Raw genomic sequence first — 21,640 nt, 5'->3', positions numbered from 1 at the left:
ATTTTTAAAAATACACAAGATATTGATTTGGCTATTTGATTTTATAGACTTTAAACTCTGAGTAATCAGTCTTTACTTGTTGGTAATTTTCTTTTAAGAGTGTCTCCGCCTCAGACCAGAGAGCCACCTTGTCGTTTACCACAATCACCTTAGGTTTGTTTTCTTTCAAGTCATTGATTAAACTAGTTTTATTCTCTTCTGTACTCGTGTAAAGAAGAGGTGATGGGAACATGGATCCAGCCAAACGCTGGCTTTCTTTATACATTTGAACATGTGAATCCCAAATATAGATTTGGTCACCATCACTCGTCTCTTGTTTGACTCTATCTACCACTTGATGTTGTTCTCTATAAGAAGCTGGATGCAAGACAAAACGAGCCACAAAAGGAATAGCAATCAGATAAACCACCACTAGAATCGGTAGGTAGAGATTTCCCTTCATGAATTTTTTCCATAGAGTAGGAACTTCTTCTCTTCTCCGACGACGAGCTCCCCTAGCTGAATGCTTCCCACGAATACTGGTCATCAAAAGAAGCAGTAAAAATGGAATGATTAGAATCAAACGCGAACCGTGAAGAGGTTCTTGAGAAAAAAGCAACAAGGCTAGTATAAATAAGAAAGCAAAACTAGCTGGTACTGAAATAACATATAATCTTGATGCCTTTGATTGGAACAATCCTAGAAAAACAAGGAAGAGAGCTCCTAAACCAAAGGTCAACAAACCATAGAATACAACATTATCCATTAGTTGAGGATTCGCAAAGACCTGAAGGGAATCAATCGGATATAAAAGACTTCCTAGAGCTTCTCCAAAACCACCTGAAGCAAGAACATAATATCCTACTGGGTAAAAGATGAGAGAAAAGCCAAGTGCTGCTGCAAAAAACTGATAAACTCCATGAGCAAGGCGGCCATGCCCAACATTAAAGACAAATAAACCAATCGTTACTACTGCAATAAAGAGAAGACTTGTAAGAGGCTCTATGAAAAATGATAGACCCAAGAAAATTCCCAGACGTAGAAACCCCTTGTCATGGTTAGGATTTGATAGATAAGATGCTATGAACGAAAATCCTGCAAACAGGAATGGCAAAGCTAAAATCGTAGCATATCCTCCTCCAAAACCGAGACCAGATACCAAAATATAAAATATGGTTAGGAGTTGCTTGGCTTGTTCCCTTTGTCCCGTCAGATAGTCAGTTGAAGAAAAAAGGAAGTAACCTCCTCCTAAGAGGGCTAGCCATTCTACCAAGGCAAAAAGGATGCCTCCTTGGGTAATATAAAGTAGCAAGTAATAAAGAAGTCCGTGACTAGCATAATAGCTACTGTAAAGCTGTCCTCCCTGATGCAAAGCCCACCCAATATACAAATCCTGAGCCTGAGAAGGACTTACCATATCTAAAAGTAAAGGTATCACCACAGAAAAAACCGTTGCAATCGTACTTCCAATGATGAGTCTGAAAAACGGAAAAGCTACCTGTTCTTCTTTTTCTACATGAGATTCAAGGTTCCTATCCAATCTATTTTCAATTTCATTACTCTGTATCGTTTCGGATACTTCTTCGATTCTGCCATATACAGCCATGTCGTTTCTCCTATTCAATTTATCTGTCTTAGTATATCAAAAAGACCTAAAATTGTCAGCTTGCGATGGCTGTTTGAGTGATTTTTTGCATAGTTTCACAAAGGTTTCAATTTCCCGAAATCGGTGTAAATGCGTCCGTTTAAATGACATGATATAATCCAATTCTTTCTGAGTCAGCATCGTTCCTCCTACATCTTCTTATTCGTAAAAGGCAAGAAAAATAGGACTGGGTTGTATCCTAAGTCCTAGATTTCTTATAAGATTGGGGCGAATAACTGGGCAATTTCCTTAATCAATTTCTGATACCAGCTATTTTTTATCGTATGAGGGAAAATTTCTTGAGATACTGAAAAAATCTCCTGAAAATCTTTTTGAATCTCTGTGATTGATGCCGTTTTATATAGCAAAACTGCATCTTCATAGTGATGAAGCAAACTTCTATAATCTAAATTAATGGTTCCAACTGCAGCAAAGTCCTTATCCACTAAGATTTGTTTACTGTGGATGAAGCCTGGACTATACTCAAAAATCCTTACTCCTGCTGACAGTAAATCCGGATAGGCCCCTCTTGTAATCAGTTGGATTAATTTTTTATCTGGAATGAAAGGAGTCACGATGCGGACATCAACACCCCTCATGGCTGCATTTTTAATACTCTCAGTTAAATCATAGTCAATAATCAAATAAGGTGTTGTGATATAGACTAAATCAGTAGCCTGATTAATCAAACTTTGATAAACTTTTTTCCCTACCTGAGTACGGAAGATGGGCTTGGGTCCACTACCGTAAGGAATGCAGAGCCCTTGGCTAGAACGAGGTTGATTTTCCAAGTGATACTGATCAAAATCACTGATTTCCCCACGATTGATGTACCAAGTCATCAAAAAAAGACGGGTTAGAGCCTTGACACCAGGACCATCTATGCGAATCCCACTGTCCTTCCAATAACCAAAGCGTTCTACATGGTTGATGTACTCATCAGCTAAGTTAATCCCTCCTGTATAAGCTACCTGACCATCTATGACAAGGATTTTACGATGGTCCCGATTGTTGTAAGCCACCGTCAAACGAGGAATCACCTTGTTAAACTTATGAGCTTCAATCCCTCGACTACGAAGCTGAATAGTATAGTCTCCAGGCAAAGTCGCCATACAGCCGATATCATCATAGAGCATCTTGACCTCTACACCTTGAGCTACCTTTTGCTCTAGTATATCTAGTATGCTATTCCACATCAGACCTTCTTCGACAATATAGTACTCTAGAAAGATAAATTTCTCAGCTTTCTTGAGGTCTTCCAACATATGCTCCCACATGCTTTCACCCGAAGAAAAGAATTGTGAATCTGTTCGATTATAGACATCGGCATTGCTATCCATACTTAGCAAAGATTTGATAACTCCGTAAGCCGCCTTATCATCTTCCTTCAATTTCTGGCGGAGAGCTTTACTGTTATCCTCCCGAAAATGCATGGAACCAAGTTTGTCCAACTGCTTGATTTCTTTTTTGGACAATCGCCTTTCACCAAACATTAGATAGAGCAAGGGGCCAATGACAGGAACAAAAGTTACCACTAACCACATTACTTTACTATCAGGTGTCATTGAACGATTGACAATTGCGACAATAGTTGCCATACTCATAAAGATCAAGACAATGACCCATAGAATAGGGGCCATACGCCCTAAATAGAGAAAGATACCAAAAACAAGAGAAAGTTCAAGTAGCATAATCGAAAGACTAAAGCCATACTTGGACATTAATAATTGAAATTTTCTATATTTCATATCCCCTCCTTGATATTTTGATACTCAATGAAAATCAAAGAGCAAACTAGAAAGCTAGTCGCAGGTTGCTCAAAACACTGTTTGTTTTGAGGTTGCAGATGGAAGCTGACGTGGTTTGAAGAGATTTTCGAAGAGTATGAATGCTAAAAACAGGTAATTAATACTAGTATAACGCAGGTATTCGGTAGAAGGCAAGTATTTATAATCATTTTTCTGAGTAAAAGCAAAAGAGACTGACAGAACCAGTCTCCTTCTAGTCTATTTTGATAAAACAATGCGATCAGATGCTTCTCTGTCCATATCGTCAATAATCATCTGATTGCCATTGATTGCATAAATCTTGACATCATCCCCAATAATCATGCGTTGATTAGCAGCATCAAAGCTAACCTGCTTGATTTCTTGTTCCCCATCAGTTTCCACCTGTGTCCATGTACCAGTTGTTCCAGTTACCACTAAAGTGATACGGTCTCCTTCGTCCTGACCGGTATAAGTTCCATCAATATTGGTTGGTTGATCCTCAGGCGCATTTTGTGAAGAACTTGTTGCTGTCTGGTTTGAATTTTCTGCCGAAGATGAAGCAGCAGGTTGTGATTGCTGAGTTTGTTGAGTTTGCGATTGAGCTACTGGTTGTTGAACTTGTTGAGCTCTTTGTGAACAAGCTACTAAGAGACTAAGACTTGCTAGAGAAGCAAGAGAAAGTGTGAATCTTTTTAATTTCATGATGAATTTCCTTTCTGCTACCAATTTACAGAAGTTTTTCCTTCTAACTAGTAGTTTTCCTAGTATAACAAGTTCAAAAAAGGAGGTCAATTTATCTGCTCATGCCCCAGTAGATAGCCCCGTACCTCTGAGATAAAATAGAGAGAACCTGTAACGAACAACAAATCCTGGGCATCTGCTCTTGCTTCAAAATTGCTAATAAATTCTCGGTAAGAAGGAACTATATCGTAACCTGTTACATCTGTTTCATCCAAAGAACCTTGATAGTCAAAGCCTGTCACCTTGAGTTTCACCTTAGGCAAATTCTCAGTCAGATAAGCCAACATCCCTTGATAATCCTTCCGTTTCAAGGCTCCAAATAGGATTTGAGGACGATATCCTTCCTGCTCTTTTTCTTTAATAAATTCAACCAAGCGAGTCAAGGCAGGGAGGTTATGAGCACCGTCCAAATAAATCTGAGGGCGAATACGCTCTAAACGACCAGCCCAATGGGTCTTCTCCAAAGCTTGTCTTACAGCCTGCTCATTAACAACTTCCTTTTCTTCCCTCATAAAGAGAAGAAAAGTTTGCAACGCCAAGGCCGCATTCTCTTGCTGATAAGCTCCTTCTAAACCTATTTTCAACTGTGAAAGGTTAGCCAAAGAGCTTGAAAAATTCCCATTCAGCATTGAAAAATCTTGGCCTGCCTGATAAAGGTCAACAGCTAAAGAGTCTGCTTTTTTCTGACAAACAAGCCTAGCTTCTGAAGGCAACTTAGCAATCACTGCCTTTTTACCAGCCTTAAAAATACCAGCTTTCTGCTTTGCAATTGCTGCTATATTGTCACCCAGAGTCTCCTGATGGTCAAGTCCGATGGAGGTGATGACAGCAATCTCTCCAATTACCACATTGGTTGTGTCAAGTAAGCCACCAATTCCCACTTCTAATAAAACCAAATCCACCTCTTGCTCTCTAAAATAAAGAAAAGCAATCAAGGTCAGCAATTCAAAAAAGGACAACTGATCATGAGTTTGCAGAAGCGTTTTTTCCATCTCCTTGACCTGCTCAGCCAAACGGATGAAGTCTGTGTCTGCTATAGGTTGCCCATTAATGCAGATTCGATCATTAATAGAGACGATATGAGGGGAGGTAAAGGTCGCAACTTTTTTGCCATGTCCCATAAATAACTCCCTCATGAAAGCAATGGTAGAACCTTTTCCATTAGTTCCTGTTACGTGGATAATAGGATAAGACTTCTCGGGATTCCCCAACAAATCCACCGCTTGTTGCATTCGACCCAAGCCTGATCGAAAATTCGAACCAATCCGACTATGGAGCCATTCTTCTACTTCAAACATATACATCTCCTTAATTACAGGTTCAATCAACTGTCTCAATAAAGTCTCATAACTAACAAAAACGAGGCCAGGATTTTCGTCCCGACCTCTCACCTGGTTAGCTAATAACTAGCTACTATGAATATTAACTTAGGGTAAAAATATCCTCCGAATTTACTGACGGTTTTTATTTTTAGCGTCAGGCTAAAAACGTCCCCCGGACGTTTTTACTCCTCCATAAAACTGTTGAAGACTTCTTCAATCATATTCCATTCGTCTTCTGAGTCTTCTGGGATTGGTTGCAATTCGCCTTCTGTTCCATCTTCGTTTTCGATGAATGAGTAAGCTTGGATTTCAACTTGTCCGTCTTCGTCTTCTTCTGCGTTAACTGGTACTAGAAGAACATAGTTTTTACCAAATTCTTCTTTTCCGTCAATCGTCAAAAGGATTTCAAACAAGGTTTCATTTCCTTGCTCATCTACTAGTGTAATTAATTCACGTTCTTCGTGGTCGTGGTTATGATCGTGTGACATAGCCTCTCCTTTGTATTAAAATTTTCTATCTAAATAATTTTGTAAAATCAGCTGAGCTGCTAACTTATCAATGACTTTCTTGCGCTTGTTACGGCTAATATCTGCTTGCTCAATCAACATGCGCTCTGCGGCAACTGTTGTCAAGCGTTCATCCTGATAGTCTACTGGTAAACCAAAAAGCTCTTCTAACTTTGCTCCGTAGGCTTGACTAGCTTCCACGCGCGGTCCGCTTGTATTGTTCATGTTTTTAGGCAAGCCCACTACAAATCGTTCCACCTTGTAAGTATCAACCAACTCCTTAACGCGGTCAAAACCAAATTGGCCTTGCTCCTCGTTGATTTGGATGATTTCAAGTCCTTGAGCTGTAAAACCAAGCGGATCGCTAATAGCCACCCCTACCGTTTTTGAACCGACGTCCAATCCCATAATTCTCATAGGTTATAAATCGACTCCTTGTCCTTTAAGGTAGTAGCGGACCAATTCTTCAACGATTTCATCGCGCTCATACTTACGGATTTGATTTCGTGCATTATTATAACGAGGAACGTAGGCAGGGTCTCCACTCAATACGTAACCTACGATTTGGTTAATCGGGTTGTAGCCCTTATCGTTCAACGAAGCATAAACATCAGTCAGAGTTTCGCTAATTTCTTTTTTATTGGAATCGTCCAATTTAAAACGTACTGTTTCTTCAGTAAATCCCATTCTAACACCCTCTTTCCTTAGAATAGTACCATTATAGCATAATTCCTTACGTTCTACAATTCAGGCAGTCTATTTATTTGGATTTTCTACTGTTCTGTCGCACCATTTGCCAATCTGTCTGCTACATATTGACTCGGTTCATTTTTCAAAAGATTTTCCAAGCCAATATTCTTTAAATATTCAACCTGTGAAGCTTTTTTGATATCTAAAACCTGAAAATCATAAGTAGTTGTTGTTTGAATTTCTGTTTCACTTAGTAGCTTCGTCTCAAGTGTAAAACCTGGCAACTTGCGCGCTTCCTGAATTGAGGTATCTTTACCTTCAGCTTCAATGAGTGCTTTTTGGGTTGCCTCTACACCATGCTCAGTTACAAAAGTCTTCAATTCATCGGTAACTGGTCTTTTTTGAATAATAGTCAAACTTAAAAATTGTTTTCCTTTATATGTGACTGTTTGAATCTGCTGACTGCCGTCTGTTGACTTCGGTAGCATAAATGTTTTTGTAACTACTGTATTCTTCTCAGCATTCTCTAGGACAGGTAAAGTTGACTGTAACGTTTCAGATTTACTGCTAGAGGACGCAGTTGTCGCTTTTTTTGTCCACATCCAGCAAGCAAGAAAAGTAGTGCAAAACTTGTAATCAGTATTTTTTTCATAATTCCTCACATCATTTTTGAATTAAAAGAGCAAACAAGGCTAGGAAGCACTCCCAGCCTTGATGTTTATAGAGCTGCACGCAAACGTGCTTCTGCATTTTCTACATTACGGACAGAGCGTGGTAGGAAGGCACGAATATCATCTTCCTTATAGCCAACTTGCAGGCGTTTTTCATCTACAAGGATTGGGCTCTTTAAAATTCTCGGTGTTTCCATAATCAGATTGAGGACTTCGTTGACACTCAAATCTTCAATATCCACTCCAAGGGCTTTGGCATAGCGATTTTTAGATGAAACGATGCTGGCTATTCCGTTATCTGTTTTGGTTAGAATATCCAGTAATTCTTCTCTCGTAATTCCTTCTTTACCAAGGTTTTGTTCTTTATAACTTAACTGGTGGGCATTGAGCCAGGTTTTTGCTTTTTTACAGCTAGTACAACTTGAGACTGTATAAATTTTAATCATGTACCTACCCCTTTCGCTACATGTTACTATCAGTTTAGTCTATTATACCATAAAAAACATCCGACTTGCGACCTATTTTTAAATTTTTTTAACTTTTTTCGTCATTTTCGTACTTTTTTCTTGACAAAATGAAATTTACAGCCATTCTTGATATTTCTTGATATAGATTTTTTTCACAATTGTCACGCTAATCATATACAAAATAATGATGAAAAGCAAAAAGATGAAATAAATCGGTTTTAATGGAGTTAGATGAAGTAGGATTGCGAGTGGACTGTAGGGAAGGAAGGTCACAAAGGCTGCAGCCAATAAGGTTGTCACAAGGACTAGCCAAGCTGGACGACTTTGTAAAAAGGGAATTTTGGCTGAACGCAGCATATGGATAACCATGGTCTGTGACCACATGGACTCGATAAACCAACCTGTCTGAAACAAGACAATAAATCCTACGGCAGACTCTGCCCCATGAACATAAGCTTGACCTGTTGTCATGGGTACAATGATAAAATAAAGCAAAATAAAGGTCAAAATATCAAAGGCAGAAGAGATAGGTCCCATCCAAATCATGAAACGTGTGATGGACTTGGCTTCCCAGGTATGCGGATTTCTCAAAAAATCTTTATCCACCTTGTCAAAAGGCAAGGCAATACAAGACAAATCATAGACTAGATTTAGGATAATCAAATGGACTGGTGCCATTGGTAAAAATGGCAAAAAGATGCCAGAGACCAATAGGGATAAGATATTTCCAAAATTAGAACTCACTGTCATTTTGATATATTTAGTCATATTGGCATAGACCTTACGCCCTTCAACAAGTCCTTTTTCCAGCACCATGAGATCCTTATCAAGTAGGATAACATCAGCTGTTTCTTTGGCAATATCTACTGCTGTATCAACAGAAATCCCCACATCTGCAACTTTCATAGAAGGAGCGTCATTGATTCCATCCCCCATATAGCCTACAGCATGACCATTAGCTTTAAATTGCAAAATAATCCTCGCTTTTTGGTCAGGAGAAAGTTTGGCAAAGACTGTTACCTCCTCCACGGCTTGAGCCAATTCTTGATTACTCATCTGATCAATTTCAGATCCTAACAGCATCTGATTGATATCCAAACCAACCTTTTCACAGACTGATTGGGTAACTTTCTCGTTGTCTCCCGTCAAAATTTTTGTTTGAACTCCATGTTCTAACAGAGCCTTAATTGCTGGTGCTGCAGATGGTTTAGGAGGATCTAGGAAGGCTAAATAACCAGTTAGAATCATATCCCCTTCATCATCAACTGTATAGGCATGACCTTCCCTCAAACCTGACTTATAGGCCACTCCCAAGACACGTAAACCTTGTTGATTTAGTTGTCGGACTTCTGCTAAAATTTCTTCTCTAATAACATCTGTCAAGGGAGTAATCACTCCTTGATATTCCGCATAACTGGAAATCGTCAACATTTCCTCTAGGGCACCCTTGGTTACCAAACTAACAACTTCGTGTTCATCCTTAACGATAACACTCATCCGTCTACGTTCAAAATCAAAGGGAAGCTCATCTATTTTTTGAAAAGTTTGATCCAGATTTTGTAAGAGGGTGTGTTCTTTGGCTTCCTTTTCAGTCCGTTTGATGATAGCTCTGTCCATCAAATTTTTCAAGCCCGTTTGAAAATAAGAATTGAGATAAGCTCGTCTCAAGACGGTCAAATCCAAGCGTCCGTGGATGTCCAAGGGATATTCAAGGACAATTTCGTCTTGGGTTAGAGTTCCTGTCTTATCTGTACACAAAATATCAATCGCCCCTAAGTCCTGTATGGCATTGAGTTTCTTGATAACCACTTTTTCCTTGGCCATAATGATGGAGCCTTTTGCTAGACTGGCCGTGATAATCATAGGAAGCATCTCAGGTGTTAATCCGACACCAACACTCAAAGCAAATACGCCAGCTTCCAGCCAGTCACCATCTGTTAAACCATTGGACAAGAAAACGATGGGCACCATGACCAGCATCAAACGAATCAAGAGCCACGAAATACTATTCATCTCCCGCTCAAACGAAGTAGGCTCTTCATAGGTGTTCAAAGTCTGCTCAATGGCTCCCATCATGGTATCATCACCAACTGCTAAAACCACGGCCTTGGCACTACCAGATAAGACATTGGTTCCCATAAAGGCGAGCGCTTCTGCTTCTAGCAGACTATCAGATTGTTGAACTGTTGCCTTGGTCAAGGCCAATTTTTCAACCGATTCACTTTCACCTGTCAAGCCCGACTGTTGTACAAAGAAATCGCGCGACTCAAATAAAAGAAGATCTGCTGGAATCATGTCTCCAGCGCTTAATTTAACCACGTCACCCACTACCAAATCATCGATAGGTACTTCTTGGATTTCTCCTTGACGAATGACAGTCGCTGTGTTGACAATCATTTTTGATAGATTAGTCGCAGCCTTATCACTACGGAGTTCTTGGACAAAGCGTATGCCACCAGAAATGAGGACTAGGACAACGATGATAATGGAAGTTGTCGGATCTTCTTGACCTGGTTTTGCCAACCAGACATTGGTCACCAAGGAAATCACGGCGATGACCAGTAAGATGATCGTAAAAGGATTGATAATGGATTCGTAAATCTTTTTGAGGATACTTTCTTCTTGACCCTTTGTGATGGTATTTTCGCCATATAGGTCACGATTTTTCTCCACCTGCTCCTCAGTCAAGCCTGTTAGACTTGTCTTATAAAAAGATAGAGTTTCGTTTAAAGATGTATGAATAGCTGTTGCTAATCTTTCTTTTGTAGTTTTCATTGGTTTCTCCTATCTGTATGAATGATGTGTTTCATACACAGAGACCAATCACTTTATAAGGGCAGAATGACACAAATCAGCGATTGGCTGTGTATGTGCGGTTCCGGATGATCGTCAATTTGCATCGTCTATCTCCTTTCTTTGATTTAAACAGTAGAAAATCCCACCATAAAATGGCAGGATTAAAAAACTAATTATCTGTTTTTCGTTCAAGCTTTAACTCCATAGGGCAATGTAATGAGCTTAGTCTTGGCCTTCGCGACCAGGACTGTTGACCAACGAGTAGTGTCTCCACTGCTTTGCGGTAGTCATCCGTATCCCTATGGTAGCCTCACCTACCGTTTTCGTTTTTCAGTATAAACCTTTAAAATTTAAAAGTCAATCATTTGAGTTGTTTAACTCTTAGATAACTATCAACTCTTTTGGAGCTAGGGTCAACAATTCACAACCGGTCTCTGTAATCAAGATATCATCCTCGATACGAACACCGTATTTGCCTTCTATATAGATACCTGGTTCATCGGTCAAGGCCATACCTGCCTTAATAATTTCTGTAGAAGTTTGGCTAAAGTAAGGTTCCTCATGAATATCCAGCCCAATACCGTGTCCAATACCGTGGGTAAAGTAGTCGCCATAGCCCGCCTCGATAATAATATCACGAGGGATTTTGTCAAAGTCTCGGAAACCTAATCCTGCCTTAGCCTGGTCAATCAAGGCTTGGTTGGCTTTCAAAACCGTATTGTAAATCTCCGCCTGCTCGTCGCTGACATGCCCCAGATAGATAGTCCGTGTCATATCACTGACATAGTGGTCATAAAGGCAACCGAAGTCCATAGTAATGGCTTCTCCCAGCTCCACTGGTTTGTGCATAGGATGAGCATGAGGTTTGGAAGAGTTGATACCACTAGCTAGAATCGTATCAAAAGACAAGCCAGATGCTCCCAACTCACGCATACGGAAGTCAAGGAAGTTGGCAATCTCAATCTCAGTCTTTCCTGGTTTGATAAAGTCAAGCGCATCGCGGAAAGCTTGGTCTGAGATAGAACAAGCCTTGCGAATAGCTGCAATCTCTGCCTCGTCCTTAATCATTCGAAGACCTTCGACAAACTGAGTTTGTGGAAGCAAGTCAATTCCTTCAAAGGTTGCCTGCATACGGTGATAATAAGACACTGAAATCTCATCTTCAAAACCGATACGAGACAAGCCCATGTCCTTGACAATTCCTGCAATGACAGCCAATTCATCACGGTCTGCCACAATCTCAAAGCCACTGGTTTCTTGCTTAGCTGCAATGATATAGCGAGAGTCTGTCACCAAGACCTGACGGTCACGGCTGATAAAGACTGTTCCGTTTGAGCCCCAAAAACCAGTAAGGTAATAGACGTTTTTAAGGTTATTGATGATGATGCCATCTAGTTCTTTTTCTTGCATTTTAGCTAGAAATGCTTGTACACGTTTATTCATGATGTAACTTTCCTTTCAAATACTGTCCTGTGTAGCTGGCTTCATTGGCCGCTACTTCTTCTGGAGTTCCTGTTGCGATGATGGTTCCACCACCGACACCGCCCTCAGGTCCCAAGTCAATAATATGGTCTGCTGTCTTGATAACGTCTAAATTGTGCTCGATAACAAGGACTGTATTGCCATCGTCAACAAAGCGAGCTAAAACCTTGAGCAAGCGAGCGATATCCTCTGTATGGAGTCCTGTCGTCGGTTCATCCAGAATATAGAATGACTTGCCTGTCGAGCGTTTGTGGAGTTCGCTAGCCAGCTTCATACGCTGGGCTTCTCCCCCAGAAAGAGTGGTAGCTGGTTGACCTAGCGTCACATAGCCTAGCCCTACATCCTTGATGGTCTGAAGTTTGCGTTGAATTTTCGGAATGTGTTGGAAAAATTCCACCGCATCATTGACAGTCATGTCCAAGACCTGCGAGATATTCTTTTCCTTGTAATGAACTTCTAGGGTTTCACTATTGTAGCGAGTCCCGTGGCAGACTTCACAAGCCACGTAAACATCTGGCAAGAAGTGCATCTCAATCTTGATAATCCCGTCACCTGAGCAGGCTTCACAACGACCACCCTTGACATTGAAACTGAAACGTCCCTTTTTGTAACCACGAATCTTAGCCTCATTTGTCTGGGCAAAGAGGTCACGTATATCGTCAAAAACTCCCGTATAGGTAGCAGGGTTAGACCTCGGCGTTCGTCCGATAGGGCTCTGATCAATATCAATCAAGCGGTCTACATGCTCAATCCCTGTAATCGTTTTAAACTTACCAGGTTTGTCTGAATTGCGGTTGAGCTTCTGGGCAATAGCTTTTTTGAGAATGCTATTGATTAGGGTCGATTTCCCTGAGCCCGACACCCCTGTCACTGCGATGAATTTTCCTAGTGGGAAGCGAGCTGTGACATTTTGCAGGTTGTTCTCACGCGCTCCCGTCACCTCGATAAAACGACCATTACCAACACGGCGTTCTTCTGGTACTGGAATGGCACGTTTGCCTGACAAGTACTGGCCTGTGATAGACTTACTGTTACGAGCTACCTGTTTGGGCGTACCTGCCGCAACAATCTCCCCACCAAAAACACCCGCACCAGGACCAACGTCAATCAGATAATCAGCCTCACGCATGGTATCTTCGTCATGTTCCACCACGATAAGAGTATTGCCCAAGTCACGCATCTTTTTGAGACTGGCAATCAGACGGTCATTATCCCTCTGGTGAAGACCGATTGACGGCTCGTCTAGAATATAAAGAACACCTGATAGGTTAGAACCAATCTGGGTCGCCAAGCGAATACGCTGACTTTCCCCACCTGAAAGAGTTCCTGCCGAACGTGACAGGGTCAGATAGTTAAGACCCACGTTATTAAGGAAGGTCAAACGATCCTTGATTTCCTTGAGAATGGGACGAGCGATGATGGCTTCATTTTCAGACAAGGTCAGCTGGCTCACCAAGTCTAAGTGGTCTGCGATAGACAGGTCTGAAATTTCTCCGATATGTGGCCCTTGCTCGCCACCCACACGGACAGACAAGGCCTGATCATTGAGACGGTAACCGTGACAGGTTCCGCAGGTCAGCTCATTCATGTAGAGGCGCATCTGGGTGCGGGTGTAATCGCTGTTTGTCTCGTGATAGCGACGCTTGATATTATTGACAATTCCCTCAAAAGGAATGTCAATATCGCGCACACCACCAAATTCATTCTCATAGTGGAAATGGAATTCCTTGCCATCTGACCCATAGAGAATCAAGTTCGTATCCTCTTCTGACAAGTCCTCAAAAGGCTTATCCATATCCACTCCAAAGGCTGTCATAGCCTGCTCTAGCATGTTTGGATAGTAGTTGGATGAGATAGGATTCCAAGGTGCTAGCGCCCCCTCACGTAGCGTTTTGCTGGCATCTGGCACTACCAAATCAGTATCCACCTCCAGCTTGATGCCCAAGCCGTCACACTCACTACAAGAGCCAAAAGGAGCATTGAAAGAGAAGAGGCGAGGCTCTAACTCTGGAACAGTAAAGCCACAAACTGGACAGGCATAATGCTCAGAGAACAACAACTCAGAGTCGTCCATAGTGTCGATAATGACATAACCTTCAGCGATACGAAGGGCAGCCTCAATGGAATCAAAGAGACGACTACGAATACCCTCCTTGATGACAATACGGTCAACTACGACATCAATATTGTGTTGCTTGCTCTTGGATAACTCTGGCACTTCGGTCACATCATAGACTTCCCCATCCACACGGACACGAACATACCCATCTTTCTGAACCTTCTCGATAACACTCTTATGTTGGCCTTTTTTCTTGCGGATGACAGGGGCCAAAATCTGCAAGCGCTGGCGTTCAGGCAATTCTAAAACCTTATCCACGATTTGCTCCACAGAAGAAGCCTTGATAGCTCCATGCCCGTTGATACAGTAAGGCGTCCCCACACGTGCGTAGAGGAGACGCAGATAGTCATTGATTTCAGTCGTGGTTCCAACCGTCGAGCGAGGGTTTTTACTAGTCGTTTTCTGGTCGATAGAAATAGCTGGGCTGAGACCATCAATAGCATCTACATCAGGCTTCTCCATATTCCCCAAGAACTGACGAGCATAGGCTGACAAACTCTCCACATAGCGACGTTGTCCCTCCGCATAGAGGGTATCAAAGGCCAGACTGGATTTCCCTGAACCTGACAAACCAGTCACAACAACTAGCTTGTCTCGTGGAATCTCCACGTCAATATTTTTTAAATTATGGGCACGCGCCCCATGAATGACAATTTTATCTTGCATCTTTGTTCTTTCTAGTCCATTATTGCTTACCATTATACCAAAAAAAGTGAGATTCTATTACCCAAAAGGCCGATTTTGTAGTATAATAGTACGGTGTGAAAAAATCTGAAAAATGAGAAAGGATAAGGGATATGAAACAAGTTTTTCTCTCTACAACAACTGAATTTAAAGAGATCGATACGCTTGAACCGGGTACTTGGATCAATCTCGTCAATCCAACTCAAAATGAATCACTCGAAATCGCCAACGCCTTCGATATCGATATTGCCGATCTTCGAGCACCGCTCGATGCGGAAGAAATGTCTCGTATTACGATTGAAGACGAGTATACCCTGATTATCGTTGACGTGCCGGTCACAGAAGAAAGAAATAATCGCACCTACTACGTAACCATCCCGCTTGGTATTATCATCACTGAGGAAACCATTATCACTACGTGTTTGGAACCATTACCAGTCCTTGATGTCTTTATCAACCGTCGTTTGCGTAATTTCTACACTTTCATGCGTTCGCGTTTTATCTTTCAGATTCTTTATCGCAATGCAGAGCTCTACCTAACAGCCCTTCGTTCGATTGATCGTAAGAGTGAACAAATTGAAAGTCAACTGCATCAATCAACTCGTAATGAAGAATTGATTGAGCTCATGGAATTGGAAAAAACCATCGTCTATTTCAAGGCCTCCCTCAAAACAAATGAGCGTGTGATTAAGAAATTGACCAGCTCAACCAGCAATATCAAGAAATACCTTGAGGACGAAGACCTGCTTGAAGATACCTTGATTGAAACCCAACAGGCTATCGAGATGGCAGACATTTATGGAAACGTCTTGCATTCTATGACAGAGACCTTCGCCTCTATCATTTCTAACAACCAGAACAACATCATGAAAACCTTGGCCCTTGTGACCATCGTCATGTCCATCCCAACCATGGTCTTTTCTGCCTACGGGATGAACTTTAAGGATAATGAAATCCCCCTAAACGGAGAGCCAAATGCCTTCTGGTTAATCGTCTTTATCGCCTTTGCTATGAGTGTCTCGCTCACTCTCTATCTCATCCATAAAAAATGGTTCTAAGAGGAGTTCCTATGTCTCAAATTGATCTACAAAAATTAACCAAGAAAAACCAAGAGTTTGTCCATATCGCTACCCAACAATTCATCAAAGATGGGAAAACAGACGCTGAAATCAAGGCTATTTTTGAGGAAGTCATTCCCAAAATCCTTGAAGAGCAAGCCAAGGGTACGACTGCTCGTTCCCTCTATGGCGCACCGACCCACTGGGCTCATAGTTTCACTGTCAAGGAACAATATGAAAAAGAGCATCCAAAAGAAAATGATGATCCAAAACTCATGATTATGGATTCAGCCCTTTTCATCACTAGCCTCTTTGCCCTTATCAGCGCCCTCACAACCTTCTTCTCAGCAGACCAAGCTATCGGTTACGGTTTGATCACCCTCCTATTAGTTGGACTGGTTGGTGGATTTGCCTTCTACTTGATGTACTACTTTGTTTACCAATATTATGGACCAGACATGGATCGCAGTCAACGCCCACCTTTCTGGAAATCTGTACTGGTTATCCTAGCTTCTATGTTCCTTTGGTTGCTTGTCTTCTTTGCGACAAGCTTCCTACCAGCTAGCCTTAACCCAGTACTTGCTCCATTGCCACTGGCTATTATCGGAGCAGCCCTCCTAGCCCTTCGCTTCTATCTCAAGAAACGCTTGAATATCCGTAGCGCAAGTGCAGGACCAACACGTTATTAAGAAGAACGGAAACATATCATGGTTCAACATCATAAGAACCATGATTTTTTAATCTTTAAACAATCATGTAAAAAATATTTAACTCTATCTAAAATTCAGTACATTTATACTTTATAAAACATAAATGTAAACATTTTATTCTATTTTGTACAGAGAATAACAACAAATGAGCATATTCCTTGCCTATATACAATTATTTTGATACTCTATAATTGGAGGGAAATATGACAAAACAAAAAATTAATCGAATCGTAGGCTCCATTGGTGCCTTTATTGGAATTATAGTATTTATTGCCTACATACCTCAAATTATCGCTAATTTACAGGGAAATAAAGCTCAACCATTTCAACCTTTATCAGCTGCTATATCTTGCTTAATCTGGGTTATTTATGGATGGACAAAGGAACCTAAGAAGGATTGGATACTAATCATTCCAAATTCAGCCGGTGTTATTTTAGGTGGAATCACTTTTTTGACTTCACTCTAACAAATCTAATAGTATGTATAAAAAGCAACTGCAGGTGCGGTTGCTTTTTCACTTACTTTTTGGATTTTAAAGAATTCTTCTGAAATCCCACATAGCTCTATCTAATCTTTTGTGATAAAATAGGCTCAATCTATTTCTAGGAGGATAAAATATGATTTCTACTATTGGTATTGTTAGTTTATCTAGTGGCATTATCGGAGAAGACTTTGTCAAACACGAAGTGGACTTGGGTGTCCAACGTCTCAAGGACCTGGGACTCAATCCTATCTTTTTGCCCCATTCGCTAAATGGTTTAGACTTTATCAAGGACCATCCTGAAGCGCGTGCAGAGGATTTGATTCATGCCTTTTCTGATGATAGTATCGACATGATCCTATGCGCCATCGGTGGAGACGACACCTATCGCTTACTACCTTATCTTTTTGAAAATGACCAACTACAAAAGGTTATCAAACAAAAAATTTTTCTTGGCTTCTCGGATACAACCATGAACCATCTCATGTTGCATAAACTAGGTGTTAAAACTTTTTATGGTCAATCCTTTTTAGCAGACATTTGTGAATTGGACAAGGAGATGTTGCCCTATAGCTTTCACTACTTTAAAGAATTGATTGAGACTGGAAGAATCTCAGAAATCCGCCCTAGTCACGTTTGGTATGAGGAACGAACTGACTTCAGTCCCAAGGCTCTAGGAACACCTCGTATCAATCATACAAATACTGGTTTTGACTTGTTACAAGGAAATGCCCAGTTCGAGGGAGAAATCCTCGGTGGTTGCCTCGAATCTCTCTACGATATCTTTGACAACTCTCGATACGCAGACAGCACGGAGCTCTGCCAAAAATACAAACTTTTCCCTGACTTGTCAGACTGGGAAGGAAAAATCCTATTGCTAGAAACAAGCGAAGAAAAGCCTGAGCCAGAAGACTTCAAAAAGATGTTGCAGACTTTAAAGAACACTGGTATATTCGAGGCCATCAGTGGACTCCTGGTCGGAAAACCTATGGATGAAACTTTCTATGACGACTATAAAGAGGCACTATTGGATATTATTGACAGCAATATCCCGATTATCTATAATCTAAATGTCGGCCACGCAACTCCAAGAGCCATTGTACCCTTTGGAGTCCATGCCCATGTAGATGCACAGGAGCAAGTCATTCGCTTTGACTATAACAAATAAAGCTGGGAAGAGTTTCTCAGCTTTTTTCTATATTCTCAGATATGCTAGTTACCTGTACATACTAATGACCGCTTTTCCACTCACAATCATTCTCGTGGTCATCAACCAGCCCTGCTGCTTGTAGAAAAGACAAGACGGCGACTGGTCCTGTAAACTTAAAGCCTCGTTTTTTGAGATCTTTAGCCATTTTTTCAGACAAAGGTGTTTTAGCTGGGGCTTGGCGGTAATCGGGAACATCGTTAACAATCGTTTTCCCCTCAACAAAAGACCAAAGATAGGCATCAAAAGAGCCATATTCTGCCTGTAACCATAGAAAGGCTTGGGCGTTAGCGCGTGTAGCAAAAATCTTGGCTCGATTTCGGATAATGGTTGGATTCTCCAGCAAGGCTTCCAATTCGGTGTCGGTCATCTCTGCGACTGCTTGAATTTGATAGCCATGAAAGGCTTCTCGGAAAGCTTGGCGTTTGTTGAGCACCGTTTCCCAAGACAGGCCCGCTTGATAGGTTTCCATACACAATAACTCAAACAATGCTTGGTCATCATGGAGGGGATGACCCCACTCCTCATCATGATAGGCAATGTAGAGCGGATTGGTCATCTTGACCCACGAACAACGTTTTGTCATGCTCTGCTCCTATTTGACCAACATTTTAAGGGCCGACTTGATATAGTTCTCAGCTGTATCTGTCGTTCCTTCAAAGAATTTCTTGATTTTCTTGAGCTCTGTTGCCTTGTAGCCCAGTGCCAACATGGCTTCCATGGCTTCTTCCAATTCTTGGTTTTCAGCGCTAGCTTGCACTGCCACCTTGGCAGGAAGGTCATCTCCTGCAACTACCACCTTGCCTTCCAAGTCCAGCACCATCTGCTGGGCTGTTTTCTTGCCAATTTTAGGGAATTTGGTCAAGTAGGTGATGTTCTTGGTTTCAATGGCTTGAACCAAGCCAGCATTGTCATCAGCAGCGATAATAGCAAGAGCTGACACAGGACCAATCCCAGAGACCGAAATCAGACTGAGAAAGAGCTTTTTTTCGTCTTCTGAGCGAAATCCATAAAGCAGATGGGCGTCCTCCCGCACAACCTGATGCACATAAATCTGAGCCTCCTGATTAACCTGACCTGAATAAGCATAGGGGTTGGCTACATGCAGGATATAACCGATACCATTGGTTTCAAGAACAATATATTTGGCAGTGATTTTGGTAATGATTCCTTTTAAATATTCGTACATAGTTTTCCTTTTAGTTTAATATTTCCCCAACTCTCGAAGGCTGGTATGATTCTCCTGAATTCGTCGGAACATTTTTTCCATATCCGACTTGGTGAAATGCACCAAAACAGGACGTCCGTGGGGACAGTTGTAAGGATTGTCACATTGAGAGAGCTGATAGAGGAGTTGTCTGGCGGAGTGGTCATCGATGCGATGGTTGGCCTTGATAGACCGCTTGCAGGACATCATAATAGCCAGCTCTGCTCGGTATTTCTTGATAGAAACTTCCTTGGTCAAGAGGAGCATGTCACACATTTCATAGATACCAGACTCAATTTCCTCTTCTGCCATCCAAATAGGATGTTCACGCAGGATAAATTGATTTTCTCCATACTCTGCTAGAAAGACGCCCACTTCCTCTAAAAGAGGCATTCTTTCCTTGAGACGGAGGGCATCATCCGCTGGAAATTCAAAGATATAGGGCACTAGGAGTTGCTGCTGGCTCTGGTCAACATTGCCAATGCTTTCACGGTACTCCTCGTACTTGACCCGTTCCTGAGCCGCGTGCTGGTCTATGATATAGAGCCCATCTCGCCCTTGGGCAAAGAGATAAGCCCCGTGCATTTGCCCGAAAAATTCCAACTCTGGGAAGCTTGATGATTCTTCTCGCTCCAGCTTGTCATAAGCCTTATCAAGACTCGCAAGGTCTAACTCTGGGTGATCTAGCTGATCGTAGTTAGCAGGTTTTCTCTCTGCAAAATGCAGTTTTGCTGGCTTGGTCAATTGGTCCAAGGTTTCCTTGGCAAACAGGGTTAAATCCTGTTTCTCTTCAGTCAGATTCACCTGATAATCAGCCACCTCAGCTTGGCTGGATCTTATCGGCTCTGTTTTCTCATAGTAGAGCGTATTTTCTTTGAGTGGGAGAATGGTCTGCTCCACCTTTTGACGATTGCGCACAGTCGATTTGGCAAGATTTTCCAAGGCATCAGGTATCAAAGTTTGCTCCTTGAGACTCTTTGCGATAGCTTCTGAAACCAGCGTCATCAGTTCTTTTTCCTTGGAAATTCGCACTTCTTGCTTGGTCGGATGCACATTGACATCCGCTAGATAAGGGTCGATATGGATGTGAATGACAGCCAGTGGAAAACGGCCCACCATAAGCTTGCTTCCGTAACCATCCAAAATAGCACGATTAAGCAGGAAGTTCTTAATATAACGGCCATTGATGAAGAGACTGATATAGTTACGATTTGCTCGTGTCAATTCAGGCAATGAAACAAAACCTGTAATTTCGAAATCTAAGTCAGAGTTCTCAATTTCAATCATCTTCTTGGCACTCGCCAAACCGTAAATCCCTGCGATGGCTTGACGCAGTTGACCAGTCCCTGCTGTACGCGTCATTTCCTTGCCATCACTGATTAAACTAAAAGAAATCTCGGGATGAGCCAATCCCAGACGATTGACGATATCAATGATATGAGACAACTCCGCTTGCTGGCTCTTCATATACTTGAGACGTGCAGGTGTGTTGAAAAAGAGGTCCTCCACACAAACCTTGGTTCCTACAGGACTAGTCGCTGGGATGACTTCCTCAACTTCACCCCCACGCGCAACGATCTTGGTCCCATGACTCGCACCATCCACCGCAGTCAACAGAGTCAAGACACTGACAGAAGCGATAGAGGGTAGGGCTTCACCTCGAAATCCGAGCGTTCGAATCCGAAAGAGGTCTGCTTGATTTTTTATCTTACTGGTTGCATGGCGACGCAAGGCCAATTCCACCTCATCGTGGGCAATTCCATGACCATTATCGGTGATTTGGATTTTCTTGAGGCCAGCTTCCTCAATCTCGATGATAATCTGACTAGAACCCGCATCAATGGCATTTTCTACCAACTCTTTAACCACACTGGCAGGACGTTCAATGACCTCTCCTGCCGCGATCTGGTTTGCCAGCACCTCTGGCAATTCAATAATATGAGACATCTTTCAGCCCCTTTCTATATCTATTTTCCTAGAAATTGATTAGTGCTATTATACCATATTTCAGATGTTACCAGAAAAAGCAAATGCCACATAGACGCTAAATCTGTCCACATAGGCAAAAGCTCTTGCCACGGACCGTAAAATAGTGTTTAATAAAG

The 21,640-nt window shown here is 41.8% G+C and carries 18 protein-coding genes, 1 pseudogene and 1 riboswitch; of the genes and pseudogenes, 4 read left to right on the top strand and 15 right to left on the bottom strand.

All coding sequences use genetic code 11. The features are described 5' to 3' along the window. Positions 1–31: 31 nt before the first annotated feature. From B7698_RS07675 to uvrA, 12 genes and pseudogenes are all read right to left on the bottom strand, one after another. Positions 32–1,585, bottom strand: a complete 1,554-nt coding sequence (locus tag B7698_RS07675; RefSeq protein ID WP_084865180.1) for a damage-inducible protein CinA — start codon at positions 1,583–1,585, stop codon at positions 32–34. Between the two features lie 254 nt (positions 1,586–1,839). Further along, a complete protein-coding gene (gene cls, locus B7698_RS07665; protein WP_084865178.1) occupies positions 1,840–3,372 on the bottom strand; it encodes a cardiolipin synthase in 1,533 nt (510 codons plus the stop codon). Positions 3,373–3,630: 258 nt separating this feature from the next. Continuing rightward, the gene (locus B7698_RS07660; RefSeq protein WP_084865177.1) at positions 3,631–4,095 is read right to left on the bottom strand and encodes an SP_0198 family lipoprotein; all 465 of its coding nucleotides are present in this window, start codon (positions 4,093–4,095) and stop codon (positions 3,631–3,633) included. Between the two features lie 86 nt (positions 4,096–4,181). After that, positions 4,182–5,432, bottom strand: coding sequence for a folylpolyglutamate synthase/dihydrofolate synthase family protein (locus B7698_RS07655; protein WP_084865176.1), 1,251 nt, complete (start codon positions 5,430–5,432; stop codon positions 4,182–4,184). A gap of 206 nt (positions 5,433–5,638) precedes the next feature. Continuing rightward, positions 5,639–5,944: a DUF1292 domain-containing protein gene (locus tag B7698_RS07650; protein WP_000017620.1), complete on the bottom strand. Its 306-nt coding sequence runs from the start codon at positions 5,942–5,944 to the stop codon at positions 5,639–5,641. Between the two features lie 15 nt (positions 5,945–5,959). After that, positions 5,960–6,379 carry a Holliday junction resolvase RuvX gene (gene ruvX, locus B7698_RS07645; protein ID WP_004239076.1) on the bottom strand — a complete coding sequence of 140 codons (420 nt, stop codon included), beginning with the start codon at positions 6,377–6,379 and terminating at the stop codon, positions 5,960–5,962. A 3-nt stretch (positions 6,380–6,382) separates the two neighbouring features. Then, positions 6,383–6,649 carry an IreB family regulatory phosphoprotein gene (locus B7698_RS07640; protein WP_000507059.1) on the bottom strand — a complete coding sequence of 89 codons (267 nt, stop codon included), beginning with the start codon at positions 6,647–6,649 and terminating at the stop codon, positions 6,383–6,385. An 86-nt stretch (positions 6,650–6,735) separates the two neighbouring features. Then, positions 6,736–7,304 (bottom strand): annotated as a pseudogene (locus B7698_RS07635) (SP0191 family lipoprotein). A gap of 66 nt (positions 7,305–7,370) precedes the next feature. Beyond that, positions 7,371–7,769 (bottom strand): transcriptional regulator Spx, encoded by a 399-nt coding sequence (spx, locus tag B7698_RS07630; protein WP_000591165.1) that lies wholly within the window; start codon positions 7,767–7,769, stop codon positions 7,371–7,373. 135 nt (positions 7,770–7,904) lie between these two features. Continuing rightward, entirely contained in the window at positions 7,905–10,565 is a 2,661-nt protein-coding gene (gene mgtA / locus B7698_RS07625) for a magnesium-translocating P-type ATPase (protein WP_084865175.1), read from the bottom strand. 194 nt (positions 10,566–10,759) lie between these two features. Continuing rightward, positions 10,760–10,910: riboswitch (M-box (ykoK) riboswitch) on the bottom strand. A 57-nt stretch (positions 10,911–10,967) separates the two neighbouring features. After that, positions 10,968–12,029 (bottom strand): M24 family metallopeptidase, encoded by a 1,062-nt coding sequence (locus B7698_RS07620; protein WP_001042845.1) that lies wholly within the window; start codon positions 12,027–12,029, stop codon positions 10,968–10,970. Continuing rightward, positions 12,022–14,853, bottom strand: coding sequence for an excinuclease ABC subunit UvrA (gene uvrA / locus B7698_RS07615; protein WP_084865174.1), 2,832 nt, complete (start codon positions 14,851–14,853; stop codon positions 12,022–12,024). The genes B7698_RS07620 and uvrA overlap by 8 nt, the downstream gene beginning before the upstream one ends. A 131-nt stretch (positions 14,854–14,984) precedes the next feature. Here uvrA and B7698_RS07610 point away from each other — a divergent pair, with 131 nt between their 5' ends. From B7698_RS07610 to B7698_RS07595, 4 genes are all read left to right on the top strand, one after another. Next, complete coding sequence (locus B7698_RS07610; protein WP_000815623.1) at positions 14,985–15,929, top strand: magnesium transporter CorA family protein; 945 nt, start codon at positions 14,985–14,987, stop codon at positions 15,927–15,929. 11 nt (positions 15,930–15,940) lie between these two features. After that, positions 15,941–16,618 carry a DUF1129 domain-containing protein gene (locus tag B7698_RS07605; protein WP_084865173.1) on the top strand — a complete coding sequence of 226 codons (678 nt, stop codon included), beginning with the start codon at positions 15,941–15,943 and terminating at the stop codon, positions 16,616–16,618. Between the two features lie 224 nt (positions 16,619–16,842). Continuing rightward, complete coding sequence (locus tag B7698_RS07600; RefSeq protein WP_000166114.1) at positions 16,843–17,106, top strand: SemiSWEET family transporter; 264 nt, start codon at positions 16,843–16,845, stop codon at positions 17,104–17,106. A 151-nt stretch (positions 17,107–17,257) separates the two neighbouring features. Continuing rightward, complete coding sequence (locus B7698_RS07595) at positions 17,258–18,289, top strand: S66 family peptidase (RefSeq protein ID WP_084865172.1); 1,032 nt, start codon at positions 17,258–17,260, stop codon at positions 18,287–18,289. 61 nt (positions 18,290–18,350) lie between these two features. On the opposite strand, the gene B7698_RS07590 is transcribed toward B7698_RS07595, so the two are convergent. The 3 genes from B7698_RS07590 to mutL are packed head-to-tail and all read right to left on the bottom strand — an operon-like array spanning position 18,351 to position 21,482. Then, complete coding sequence (locus tag B7698_RS07590; RefSeq protein ID WP_084865171.1) at positions 18,351–18,914, bottom strand: DNA-3-methyladenine glycosylase I; 564 nt, start codon at positions 18,912–18,914, stop codon at positions 18,351–18,353. Positions 18,915–18,923: 9 nt separating this feature from the next. Further along, a complete protein-coding gene (ruvA, locus tag B7698_RS07585) occupies positions 18,924–19,517 on the bottom strand; it encodes a Holliday junction branch migration protein RuvA (RefSeq protein WP_000273417.1) in 594 nt (197 codons plus the stop codon). A gap of 15 nt (positions 19,518–19,532) precedes the next feature. Further along, positions 19,533–21,482, bottom strand: coding sequence for a DNA mismatch repair endonuclease MutL (gene mutL / locus B7698_RS07580; RefSeq protein WP_084865170.1), 1,950 nt, complete (start codon positions 21,480–21,482; stop codon positions 19,533–19,535). Positions 21,483–21,640 lie beyond the last annotated feature (158 nt).

This window comes from Streptococcus mitis, assembly GCF_002096855.1.
In the GTDB taxonomy this organism is placed as follows: domain Bacteria; phylum Bacillota; class Bacilli; order Lactobacillales; family Streptococcaceae; genus Streptococcus; species Streptococcus mitis_Y.
Note: the sequence above shows the minus strand (reverse complement) of the source record. Positions and strands in the feature narration are given on the sequence as shown.

Excerpts from the sequence above, each read along its gene's own strand:
- ruvA (WP_000273417.1), bottom strand. The coding sequence starts at position 19,517 with ATGTACGAATATTTAAAAGGAATCATTACCAAAATCACTGCCAAATAT.
- mgtA (WP_084865175.1), bottom strand. The coding sequence starts at position 10,565 with ATGAAAACTACAAAAGAAAGATTAGCAACAGCTATTCATACATCTTTA.
- B7698_RS07660 (WP_084865177.1), bottom strand. The coding sequence starts at position 4,095 with ATGAAATTAAAAAGATTCACACTTTCTCTTGCTTCTCTAGCAAGTCTT.
- B7698_RS07650 (WP_000017620.1), bottom strand. The coding sequence starts at position 5,944 with ATGTCACACGATCATAACCACGACCACGAAGAACGTGAATTAATTACA.
- spx (WP_000591165.1), bottom strand. The coding sequence starts at position 7,769 with ATGATTAAAATTTATACAGTCTCAAGTTGTACTAGCTGTAAAAAAGCA.
- B7698_RS07595 (WP_084865172.1), top strand. The coding sequence starts at position 17,258 with ATGATTTCTACTATTGGTATTGTTAGTTTATCTAGTGGCATTATCGGA.
- mutL (WP_084865170.1), bottom strand. The coding sequence starts at position 21,482 with ATGTCTCATATTATTGAATTGCCAGAGGTGCTGGCAAACCAGATCGCG.
- B7698_RS07600 (WP_000166114.1), top strand. The coding sequence starts at position 16,843 with ATGACAAAACAAAAAATTAATCGAATCGTAGGCTCCATTGGTGCCTTT.
- ruvX (WP_004239076.1), bottom strand. The coding sequence starts at position 6,379 with ATGAGAATTATGGGATTGGACGTCGGTTCAAAAACGGTAGGGGTGGCT.
- uvrA (WP_084865174.1), bottom strand. The coding sequence starts at position 14,853 with ATGCAAGATAAAATTGTCATTCATGGGGCGCGTGCCCATAATTTAAAA.
- cls (WP_084865178.1), bottom strand. The coding sequence starts at position 3,372 with ATGAAATATAGAAAATTTCAATTATTAATGTCCAAGTATGGCTTTAGT.
- B7698_RS07655 (WP_084865176.1), bottom strand. The coding sequence starts at position 5,432 with ATGTTTGAAGTAGAAGAATGGCTCCATAGTCGGATTGGTTCGAATTTT.
- B7698_RS07605 (WP_084865173.1), top strand. The coding sequence starts at position 15,941 with ATGTCTCAAATTGATCTACAAAAATTAACCAAGAAAAACCAAGAGTTT.
- B7698_RS07675 (WP_084865180.1), bottom strand. The coding sequence starts at position 1,585 with ATGGCTGTATATGGCAGAATCGAAGAAGTATCCGAAACGATACAGAGT.
- B7698_RS07640 (WP_000507059.1), bottom strand. The coding sequence starts at position 6,649 with ATGGGATTTACTGAAGAAACAGTACGTTTTAAATTGGACGATTCCAAT.
- B7698_RS07590 (WP_084865171.1), bottom strand. The coding sequence starts at position 18,914 with ATGACAAAACGTTGTTCGTGGGTCAAGATGACCAATCCGCTCTACATT.
- B7698_RS07610 (WP_000815623.1), top strand. The coding sequence starts at position 14,985 with ATGAAACAAGTTTTTCTCTCTACAACAACTGAATTTAAAGAGATCGAT.
- B7698_RS07620 (WP_001042845.1), bottom strand. The coding sequence starts at position 12,029 with ATGAATAAACGTGTACAAGCATTTCTAGCTAAAATGCAAGAAAAAGAA.